Source organism: Kitasatospora acidiphila, from assembly GCF_006636205.1.
GTDB classification, from domain to species: Bacteria; Actinomycetota; Actinomycetes; order Streptomycetales; family Streptomycetaceae; genus Kitasatospora; species Kitasatospora acidiphila.
This window is the reverse complement of the sequence record NZ_VIGB01000003.1, coordinates 2,333,603-2,344,847: the sequence shown is the minus strand read 5'-3', so window position 1 is coordinate 2,344,847 and position 11,245 is coordinate 2,333,603. Positions and strand designations below refer to the sequence as shown.

Annotated in this window: 1 protein-coding gene and 2 pseudogenes; all 3 read left to right on the top strand. The window is 70.3% G+C overall.

All coding sequences use genetic code 11. From position 1 onward, the window contains the following. Positions 1 to 7 precede the first annotated feature (7 nt). Complete coding sequence (locus E6W39_RS11390; RefSeq protein WP_407658608.1) at positions 8 to 3,547, top strand: amino acid adenylation domain-containing protein; 3,540 nt, start codon at positions 8 to 10, stop codon at positions 3,545 to 3,547. Further along, positions 3,547 to 10,437, top strand: a pseudogene (locus E6W39_RS11385) (amino acid adenylation domain-containing protein); the annotation flags it as partial. The gene E6W39_RS11390 and the pseudogene E6W39_RS11385, both read left to right, overlap by 1 nt. A gap of 38 nt (positions 10,438 to 10,475) precedes the next feature. Further along, positions 10,476 to 11,183 (top strand): annotated as a pseudogene (locus E6W39_RS42870) (condensation domain-containing protein); the annotation flags it as partial. Between the last annotated feature and the right edge of the window lie 62 nt (positions 11,184 to 11,245).

The following is an 11,245-nucleotide window of genomic DNA, read 5'->3' as shown; positions in this document are numbered from 1 at the left end:
CGGCAAGGTGGACCGCAAGGCCCTGCCCGCACCGGACTACACGGGTCTGGTCGGTGCGGGTCGGGGTCCGGTGACGGTGCAGGAGGAGTTGCTGTGCCAGGCGTTCGCGCAGGTCCTGGGCCTGGACCGGGTCGGTATGGAGGACGACTTCTTCGCTCTCGGTGGCCACTCCCTGCTGGCGATGCGGTTGGTGAGCCGGGTGCGTGCGATGCTGGGGGTGGAGCTGCCGCTGCGGGTGCTGTTCGAGCGGCCGACGCCTGCCGCGGTCGCGGCGTGGCTGGTTGAGGCCGGCGAGGGCCGCACTGCGTTGGTGCCGGTGGTGCGTCCGGAGCGGGTGCCGCTGTCGTTCGCGCAGCGTCGGCTGTGGTTCCTGGGGCAGTTGGAGGGTCCGAGTGCGACCTACAACATTCCGATGGCGCTGCGCCTGAACGGAGCGTTGGACCGGGAGGCCCTCGCAGAAGCGCTGCTGGACGTGGTGGGTCGGCACGAGGTGCTGCGCACGGTGTTCCCGGTGGTGGACGGCGAGCCGTTCCAGCGGGTGCTGGCGGCCGACGAGGCCGGGTTCGAGGTGCCGGTTGTTGCGGTCGAGCCGGACGGGCTGGATGCGGCGGTGGCCGAGGCCTCGGGCCACCTGTTCGATCTGGCCACGCAGATTCCGCTGCGGGCGACGGTATTCGTGGTGGCGCCGGAGGAGCACGTGCTGGTGGTGCTGGTGCACCACATCGCCAGTGACGGCTGGTCGACCGGTGCGCTGGCGCGGGACATCTCTACGGCGTACGCCGCTCGACTGGAGGGCCGGGAGCCCGACTGGGCTGCACTGCCGGTGCAGTACGCGGACTACGCGTTGTGGCAGCGGGAGTTGCTCGGTGACGAGCAGGACCCGGACAGTGTGCTGTCCGGGCAGGTGGCGTACTGGCGGGAGGCGTTGGCGGGGGCGCCGGAGGAGTTGGAGCTGCCGACCGATCGCCGGCGCCCGGCGGTCGCCTCGCACCGTGGGCACGAGGTGCTGCTGGAGGCTCCGGCCGAGCTGCACGCGCGGGTGCTGGAGGTGGCCCGGGAGCGGGGGGTGACCCTGTTCATGGTGCTGCAGGCGGCATTGGCGGTGACGTTGAACCGCCTGGGTGCGGGAACGGACATCCCGATCGGGATGGTGATCGCCGGGCGCACCGACGAGGCGCTGGACGACCTGGTCGGGTTCTTCATCAACACGCTCGTGTTGCGGACCGACCTTTCCGGTGACCCGACCTTCGACGAGGTGCTGGAGCGGGTCCGGGAGGCCAGCCTGGGGGCGTTCGCGCACCAGGACGTGCCGTTCGAGAAGCTGGTGGAGGAGCTTTCCCCGGCCCGTTCGATGGCACGGCACCCGCTGTTCCAGGTGATGCTGACCGTCCAGAACGCGGGGTCGGCAGGGCTGGAGCTGCCCGGTCTGCGCGTCGGACGGGTGTCCGCCGGTCCGGTGTTCGGCAAGTTCGACCTGGACCTGAGCCTGGGTGAGGCCTTCGACGCCGAGGGTGGGCCGGCCGGCTTGGGGGGTGTGCTCCTGGCAGCGGCGGACTTGTTCGACGCGGCGACGGCGGAGCGTCTCGGGGCGCGGTTCGTGCGGGTGTTGACCGCGTTGGTGGAGTCTCCCGCGGCGCGGGTCGCAACCGTGGACGTGCTCGATCCGGCGGAGCGCCGTCAGGTCGTCGAGGAGTGGAACGCCACGGCGCAGGCAGTCTCGCCCGCCACCGTGCCGCAGCTGTTCGCGGCCCAGGTGGCCCGGGCCCCTGAGGCGATCGCCGTCGAGTTCGGGGACGTGCGGCTGTCGTACGCGGAGTTGAACGCCCGGGCGAACCGCCTGGCACACCGGCTGATCGGCCAGGGGGTGGGCCCGGAGTCGCTGGTGGCGGTGCTGGCCGACCGCTCGGTGGAGCTGGTGGTGGCGTTCCTGGCGGTGTGGAAGGCGGGCGGCGCGTACCTGCCGATCGATCCTTCACACCCGGCTGAGCGGGTCGCGTTCATGCTGGCGGACACCCGGCCGGCGTGTGTGCTGACCACCGAGGCGCTGGAGCGCTCGCTGGCTGCGTCGGGGCTTCCGGTCCTGGTCTTGGACGGGAACGCGGTGGGCGCGGCCGAGGCCGATGTCCCGGCTCCGGCCGACGCCGACCCCACCAGGCTGTTGCCGGAGAACGCGGCGTACGTCATTTACACCTCCGGCTCGACCGGACGCCCCAAGGGCGTGGTCGTCTCGCACGCGGGTGTCGCGAGCCTCATCCGCACACAGGTCGAGCGTTTCGCCTTCGACAGCGACAGCCGGGTCCTGCAGTTCGCTTCGGTGGGCTTCGACGGCATCGTCTTCGAGGTGCTGATGGCGCTCTGCAACGGCGGCCGACTGGTGCTGGGAACCTCTCAGCAGCTGCTGCCGGGGCCGGACTTGGCGGCCCTGGTGGACCGTCACCAGGTCACGCACCTGATCGCGCCGCCGGCGGCCCTCGGGGCGATGGACCCGCGCAGCCTGCCGTCGCTGTCGACGGTGGCCGCGGTGGGCGAGGCGCTGAGTGCGGACGTGGTGGCGCAGTGGGCCGACGGGCGGCGCTTCCTGAACGGGTACGGGCCGACCGAGACGACAGTGGCCGCCGCGATCTCGGCGCCCCTGCGGCCGCAGGAGGAGCCGACCATCGGCACGCCGATCGTCAACACCCGGGTGTACCTGCTGGACGCCTCGCTGGCCTCGGTGCCGGTGGGCGTGGCGGGCGACCTGTACGTGGCCGGCCCCGGGCTGGCGCGCGGGTACGCGCAGCGCCCGGGTCTGACCGCGGAGCGGTTCGTGGCATCGCCGTTCTCGAACGGTGAGCGCATGTACCGCACGGGCGACCGGGCACGGTGGACTGCGAACGGGCAGCTGGTGTTCGCGGGGCGTGTGGACGAGCAGGTGAAGATCCGCGGGTTCCGCGTCGAGCTGGGAGAGGTCCAGGCCGTGGTCGCGGAGCATCCGGGCGTGGCGCAGGCCGCGGTCGTCGCCCGTGAGGACACTCCGGGTGACACGCGACTGGTCGCCTACCTGGTGGCCGCCGAACCGGCGGTGGTGGCGGAGACGGGTGAGGTCGGCGGTGCCGAGCTCGCGGAAGCGGTGCGCAGGCATGTCGCCGAGCGCCTTCCGCAGTTCATGGTGCCGTCGGCGGTGGTGGTACTGGACGCGTTGCCGGTGACGGTGAACGGCAAGTTGGACCGCAAGGCGCTTCCCGCGCCGGACTACGCGGTGGTCGCGGGTTCGGGCCGTGGGCCGGCGAACGCGGAGGAAGAGTTGGCGTGTGAGGCCTTCGCGAACGTCCTCGGGTTGTCCGTGGTCGGCGCGGAGGACGATTTCTTCGCACTGGGCGGCCACTCGCTGTTGGTGACGAAGTTGGCGAACCGCGTGCGCGCGGTGTCGGGCATCGAGGTGCCGATCCGGGTGCTGTTCGAGGCACCGACGCCGGCCGGGCTCGCCAAGTGGCTCTCGGATCAGGCTGGACAGAAGAAGAAGGCAAGGCCCGCACTGCGGCCGATGCGTAACCAGGGGGAGTACTGATGATTCCGTTGTCGTTTGCGCAGCGTCGGCTGTGGTTCATTGACAAGCTGGATGGTCCGAACGCGGCCTACAACATGCCGGTGGCCCTGCGCCTGACCGGTCAGCTGGACCGGCAGGCAGTCGCGGAGGCGTTGCGGGATGTCATCAGGCGCCACGAGGTGCTGCGCACGGTGTTCGCGGTGGTCGACTCGCAGCCGTACCAGCGGATCCTGAAGACGGAGGAGACCGGCTTCGAGCTGGCGACCGCCGAGTTGGACCCGGCGGACCTGGCCGCGGCGATGGCGGCTGCGGCGGCTGAGACGTTCGATCTCGCGACGCAGATCCCGATCCGGGCCTCGCTCTTCGGAACGGGCCCGGACGAGCACGTCCTGCTGATGGTGATCCACCACATCGCGGGAGACGGCTGGTCCTTCGGCCCGCTGATGCGGGACATCTCGATGGCCTACGCCGCGCGGGCCGCGGGCCGGGTGCCTGCGTTCGAGCCGCTGCCGGTGCAGTACGCGGACTACGCGCTGTGGCAGCGGGAAGTGCTCGGGGACGAGGACGACCCGGACAGCGTGCTGTCCGGTCAGGTGGCGTACTGGCGTGAGGCGTTGGCCGGGGTCCCGGAGGAGCTGGACCTGCCGACCGACCGGCCGCGTCCGGCGGTGGCCTCGAAGCGGGCCGAGAGCGTGGAGCTACGGGTTCCCGCCGAGACGCACCGGCGGCTGGCTACGCTGGCCCGGGACCGGGGGGCGACCCTGTTCATGGTGCTGCAGGCGGCGTTGGCGGTCACCCTGAACCGGATCGGTGCGGGCACGGACATCCCGATCGGCTCTGTGATCGCCGGGCGCACCGACGAGGCGCTCAATGACCTGGTCGGGTTCTTCGTCAACACCCTGGTGGTGCGGACCGACCTGTCCGGTGACCCGACCTTTGGCGAGCTCGTCGACCGGGTCCGGGAGACCAGTCTGAGCGCGTTCGAGCACCAGGACGTGCCGTTCGAGAAGCTGGTGGAGGATCTTTCCCCAGCCCGTTCGATGGCACGTCACCCGCTGTTCCAGGTCATGCTCACCCTGCAGAACAACGCCCCGGTGGTAGCGGGCGGCGGAGCCGGCCAGGACCCGACCCGGGTGCGCATCGGTCAGCTGCCCGGAGAGGTGGGCGAGCTGGCGGCGAAGTTCGACCTGGAAGTGATCGCGGGTGAGGAGTTCGATGCGCAGGGTGTGCCGACGGGGTTGCGCGGCACGCTGATCGGGGCGGCTGACCTGTTCGACGCGGACACGGCCGAGCGGATCGCGGGCTGGTTGGTTCAGGTCCTGGAGACGGTGACGGCGCAGCCGGGGACGCGGGTGAGTGCCGTGGATGTGCTGGGTGCGGATGAGCGTCGGGTGGTGGTGGAGGAGTGGAATGACACTGCTCGGCCGCTGGTGGATGTGACGTTGCCGGGGTTGTTCGCGGAGCAGGTGGTGCGGACGCCGGATGCGGTGGCGGTGGTGTTCGAGGGTGTCGAGGTGTCGTACGCGGAGTTGGATGCGCGGGCGAACCGGTTGGCGCGGTTGCTGGTCGGGCTGGGGGTTGGTCCGGAGTCGGTGGTCGCGGTGCTGATGGAGCGCTCCGTGGAGCTGGTGGTGTCGCTGTTGGCGGTGCTGAAGGCTGGTGGTGCGTATCTGCCGGTGGATCCCGAGTACCCGGCGGAGCGGGTCGCGGCGATTCTGGCGGATGCCGGGTCGGTGTGTGTGCTCAGCACCACCGCCCTGACCGGGGTCGTGCCGGATGGCGTGGCCCGGGTTGCGGTGGACGATCCTGCGGTGGCCGCGGAGTTGGCCGGTCTGCCGGCAGGCGTGCCGGAGGTTGGGGTGTTGTCTGCGCATCCGGCGTATGTGATCTTCACGTCGGGGTCGACGGGTCGGCCGAAGGGTGTGGTGGTGCCGCATGCGGGGATCGTGAACCGTCTGGCGTGGATGCAGGAGTTGTCCGGTCTGTCGGCCGGGGATCGGGTGCTGCAGAAGACGCCGTTCGGGTTCGACGTCAGCGTGTGGGAGTTCTTCTGGCCGTTGGTGCAGGGTGCGGCGCTGGTGCTGGCCCGTCCGGGTGGTCACCGGGACCCGGGGTATCTGGCCGGGCTGATCCGGGAGCAGCGGGTGACGGTGACGCATTTCGTGCCGTCGATGCTGGAGGCGTTCCTGCGGGAGTCGGCGGCTGCTGACTGCACGGGGCTGCGGGCGGTGTTCTGCAGTGGTGAGGCGCTGCCGGCGCCGTTGCGGGACCGGTTCCTCGAACTGCTTGCGGGTGTGCCGCTGTTCAACCTGTACGGGCCCACCGAGGCGTCCGTCGACGTCACGGCCGCGTGCTGCGCCGTGGGTGATGGTGCGGTGGTGCCGATCGGTGGGCCGGTGGCCAACACCCGGGTGTATGTGCTGGACGAGCGGTTGTCCCCGGTGCCGGTGGGTGTCGAGGGTGAGCTGTACCTGGCCGGTGTGCAGCTGGCGCGCGGGTATGTGGGGCGTGCCGGTCTGACGGCGGAGCGGTTCGTGGCCTCGCCGTTCGGCGATGGCGGTCGGTTGTATCGCACGGGTGACCGGGTCCGCTGGAACGCCGATGGTCAGCTGGTGTATCTGGGCCGTGCCGATGACCAGGTGAAGATCCGCGGTTTCCGGATCGAGCCGGGCGAGGTGCAGGCCGTCCTGGCCGCCCACTCTGCCGTGGCCCAGGTCGCGGTCGTCGCTCGCGAGGACGTCCCGGGCGATACGCGCCTGGTGGCGTATGTGGTTCCGGCCGGCTCGGACACGCCGTCGGACGAACTCGTGTCGCTGTTGCTGGAGCTCGCGGGTGAGCGGTTGCCGGCGTACATGGTGCCGTCGGCGGTGGTGGTGCTGGACGCGCTGCCGGTGACGGTGAACGGCAAGCTGGACCGCAAGGCCCTGCCGGCGCCCGAGTACGTGACGGGTGGGGGTCGGGCGCCGGTCACTGTGCGGGAAGAGATCCTGTGCGAGGCGTTCGCGGAGGTTCTCGGCCTGCCGGCGGTCGGGGTCGATGACGACTTCTTCGCGCTGGGCGGCCATTCGCTGCTGGCGTTGGCCCTGGTGGAGCGTCTGCGGGCGCGCGGTGTGTCCGTAGCGGTGCGTGCGCTCTTCGAGACGCCGACGGTGGCCGGGCTGGCAGCCGCACAGGGCTCCGAAGGGGTCGTGGTGCCGGCGAACGCCATTCCCGTCGACGCGCGGGAGATCACGCCGGAGATGCTGCCCCTGGTGGATCTGGACGCCGCCGAGGTCGGGCGGATCGTGGCCACGGTCGAGGGCGGTGCCGCCAATGTCGCGGATGTGTATCCGCTTGCGCCGCTGCAGGAAGGCATGCTGTTCCACCACATGCTCGCGAACGGCGGAACGGACACCTATGTGTTTCCGCTGGTGCTCGGGTTCGACTCGAGGGAGCGGGTGGATGCCTTCGCCGGTGCGCTGCAGCAGGTGGTGGACCGGCACGACGTCTACCGCACGGCGTTCGTGTGGGAGGGACTGCGCGAGCCGGTGCAGGTGGTCTGGCGGCAGGCGGTGGTGCCGGTCGTGGAGGTGCTGCTGGACGCGCAGAGCGCCGATCCTGTCGGCGAGTTGATGGCGGTCGGCGGTTCGTCGATGGACCTCGGCCGGGCACCGCTCATCGACCTGCACGTGGCTGCCGCGCCCGACGGTCGGTGGCTGGTGCTCCTGCGGGTGCACCACACGGTGCAGGACCACACGACCATGGACGTGCTGCTGGAGGAGCTCTCCGCGTTCCTGTCCGGTCGGGGCGACGCGTTGCCGCAGCCGCTGCCGTTCCGCAACTTCGTCGCCCAGGCCCGCCTGGGTATGCCGCGCGAGGAGCACGAGCGGTACTTCGCCGAGCTGCTCGGCGACGTCACCGAGACGACGGCGCCGTTCGGTGTGCTGGACGTGTACGGCGACGGCAGCACCACCCACCAGGCACGCCTCCAAATGGACAGTGAACTGTCAAGCAAAGTCCGTGAGTTGGCGCGGAGCCGGGGTGTCAGTGCGGCTACCCTCTTCCATCTGGCGTGGGCGCGAGTGTTGGGTGTGGTCAGCGGCCGGGACGATGTGGTGTTCGGTACGGTGCTGTTCGGTCGGATGAACTCCGGGGCGGGTGCCGATCGGGTGCCGGGTTTGTTCCTCAACACGCTGCCGGTGCGCATGCGGTTGGACGGGCAGAGCGTGGCTGAGGCGCTGTCCGGGATGCGGCACCAGTTGGCGGGGCTGCTGGTGCACGAGCATGCGCCGTTGTCGCTGGCGCAGCAGGCCAGCGGGCTGACGGGTGGCAGCCCGCTGTTCACCTCGATCTTCAACTACCGGCACAGTCAGGCCGCCGCGCGGGACACCGGTTCCAGCTACGAGGGCGTCGGCGTGCACTCCGCGCGGGATCTGACCAACTACCCCCTGAGCGTTGCCGTCGACGATGATCAGACGGGGTTCGGCCTGACTGTCGATGCGGTGGCTTCGATCGACCCGCGGCAGGTGGGGTTGCTGCTGCACACCTGCCTGGGCAATCTGGTCGCGGCCCTGGAGGATGCCCCGGAGCAGACGCGGCTGGGAGAGATCGGCGTCCTGGGTGAGGCGGAGCGTGCTCTGGTTCTGACCGACTGGAACGGGTCGGTGGCGGGGGTTGGTTCGCTGGTGCCGGGGTTGGTGGCGCGGCGGGCGGTGGAGTTGCCGGGTGGGGTGGCGGTGGTGTGTGAGGGTGTGGAGCTGTCGTATGGCGAGTTGGAGGTGCGGGCGAACCGGTTGGCGCATTACCTGATCGGTCGGGGTGTGGGTGCGGAGTCGGTGGTGGGGTTGTGCCTGCCGCGGGGTGTGGAGATGGTGGCGGCGATCTTGGGTGTGTGGAAGGCGGGGGCGGCGTATGTGCCGTTGGATCCTGAGTATCCGGCGGAGCGGTTGGCGTTCATGGTGGCGGACAGTGGTGCCTGTCTGGTGGTGGGTGAGGGTGGGGTGGATGTGGCCGGGCCGGAGGTGGCGGCGCAGCGGTCCACGGCTCCCGAGGTTGAGGTGACGGCTGGTCAGTTGGCGTATGTGATCTATACGTCGGGGTCGACGGGTGTGCCGAAGGGTGTGGCGGTCTCCCATGGTGCGGTGGCGGGGATGGCGGTGGCGTTGGGTCCGCACCTGGGTGTGCAGGTGGGGATGCGGGTGCTGCAGTTCGCGTCGTTCAGCTTCGACGCCTCGGTGTTGGATGTGGTGTTGACGTTGTCGGCGGGTGGGACGTTGGTGGTGGCGTCGGCCTCGGAGCGGGCTGATGCGGGTTTGCTGGTGAAGATGCTGGGTGAGGTGGGGGTTGAGGCGGCGAGTGTGGTGCCGTCGCTGCTGGCTGTGTTGGATCCTGCTGAACTGCCGGGTCTGTCGACGGTATTGGTGGGTGCGGAGCCGATCTCGGTGGAGCAGGCGCGGGTGTGGGGTGCGGATCGGCGGTTGGTGAACACGTATGGTCCGACCGAGTCGACGGTGATGGTGACGGCCGGGCGGGTGGACGGTTCGGGTTCGGTGGTGCCGATGGGCGCGCCGGTGGCGAACACGCGGCTGTTCGTGCTGGATGGCAGTTTGCGGCCGGTGCCGGTGGGTGTGGCGGGTGAGTTGTACATCGCGGGTGGGCAGTTGGCGCGTGGGTATGTGGGTCGTTCCGGTCTGACCGCGGAGCGGTTCGTGGCGTCGCCGTTCGGTGATGGTGGGCGGATGTACCGCACGGGTGACCGGGCGCGGTGGAGCGTGGACGGGCAGTTGGTGTTCGCGGGGCGTGCGGATGAGCAGGTGAAGATCCGTGGTTTCCGGATCGAGCCGGGTGAGGTGCAGGCGGTGGTGGCCGGGCACCCGCGGGTGGCGCAGGCCGTGGTCGTGGCCCGTCAGGACCAGGCGGGTGAGGACCCGCGCCTGGTGGCCTACGTGGTGGGCGCCGACGTTGCTGGCAATGAACTTCCCGGTGCGGTCCGTGAGTTCGTGGCTGAGCGGTTGCCGTCCTACATGGTGCCGTCGGTGGTGGTGGTGTTGGAGGAGCTGCCGTTGACGGTGAACGGCAAGCTGGACCGCAAGGCCCTGCCCGCACCGGAGTATGTGGCGGGTGCGGGTCGGGGTCCGGCGACGGTGCAGGAGGAGTTGCTGTGCCAGGCGTTCGCCGAGGTCCTCGGCCTGCCGGCGGTCGGTGTCGAGGACGACTTCTTCACCCTCGGCGGACACTCGCTGCTGGCGATGCGGTTGGTGAGCCGGGTGCGTGCGGTGCTGGGTGTGGAGCTGCCGCTGCGGGCGCTGTTCGAGCGGCCGACTCCTGCCGCGGTCGCGGCGTGGCTGGGTGAGGCCGGCGCGGGTCGTGCGGCGTTGGTGCCGGTGGTGCGTCCGGAGCGGGTGCCGCTGTCGTTCGCGCAGCGTCGGCTGTGGTTCCTGGGGCAGTTGGAGGGTCCGAGTGCGACCTACAACATTCCGATGACGCTGCGGTTGACCGGGGATGTGGATCGGGGCGCCCTGGCTGAGGCGTTGCGGGATGTGGTCGGGCGGCACGAGGTGCTGCGCACGGTGTTCCCAGTGGTGGACGGCGAGCCGTACCAGCGGGTGCTGGCGGCCGAGGAGGCCGGGTTCGAGGTGCCGGTCGTGGCGGTCGGGGCAGCGGAGCTGGATGCCGCGGTGGCCGGGGCTGCTGCGTATGCCTTCGACCTCTCGTCCGAGATCCCGTTGCGAGCGACGCTGTTCGCGGTGGATCGGGATGACCATGCGTTGGTGGTGGTGGTTCATCACATCGCTGGGGACGGAGGGTCAATGGCGCCGTTGGCGCGGGATGTGTCGGTGGCGTATGCGGCGCGGGTTGCCGGTCGCGTGCCTGCGTTCGAGCCGTTGCCGGTGCAGTACGCGGACTACGCGTTGTGGCAGCGGGAGGTGCTCGGGAGTGAGGACGATCCGGGCAGTGCGTTGGCGGGCAGGTGGCGTACTGGCGTGGGGCGCTGGCCGGGGCGCCGGAGGAGTTGGAGCTGCCGGTGGACCGCCGGCGTCCGGCGGCGGCTTCGCACCGCGGCGAGGGTGTGGAGCTGGCCGTCTCTGCCGAGACGCACCAGCGACTCATGGCGCTGGTCCGGGAGCGGGGGGCGACCCTGTTCATGGTGCTGCAGGCGGCGTTGGCGGTCACCCTGAACCGGATCGGTGCGGGCACGGACATCCCGATCGGTTCCGCGATCGCCGGGCGCACCGACGAGGCGCTCAATGACCTGGTCGGGTTCTTCGTCAACACCCTGGTGGTGCGTACCGACCTGTCCGGTGACCCGACCTTCGACGAGCTCGTCGACCGGGTCCGGGAGACCAGCCTGGGGGCGTTCGAGCACCAGGACGTTCCGTTCGAGAAGCTGGTGGAGGAGTTGGCGCCGACCCGGTCGCTGGCCCGGCACCCGCTCTTCCAGGTCATGTTGACCGTTCAGAACACGGCTTCGGCGGCGTTGGAGTTGCCCGGGTTGCGGCCTGGGGCACTTGCCGTGGGCGCACTGCCGGCGAAGTTCGACCTGGAAGTGAGTTTTGGTGAGGTCCTTGACGCGCAGGGTGTGCCGGCGGGGTTGCGCGGCACGCTGATTGCGGCGGCTGACCTGTTCGATGCGGAGACGGTGCGGCGGATCGCGGGCTGGTTGGTCCAGGTCCTGGAGACGGTGGCGGCGCAGCCGGGGACACGGTTGAGTGCCGTGGATGTGCTGGGTGCGGTTGAGCG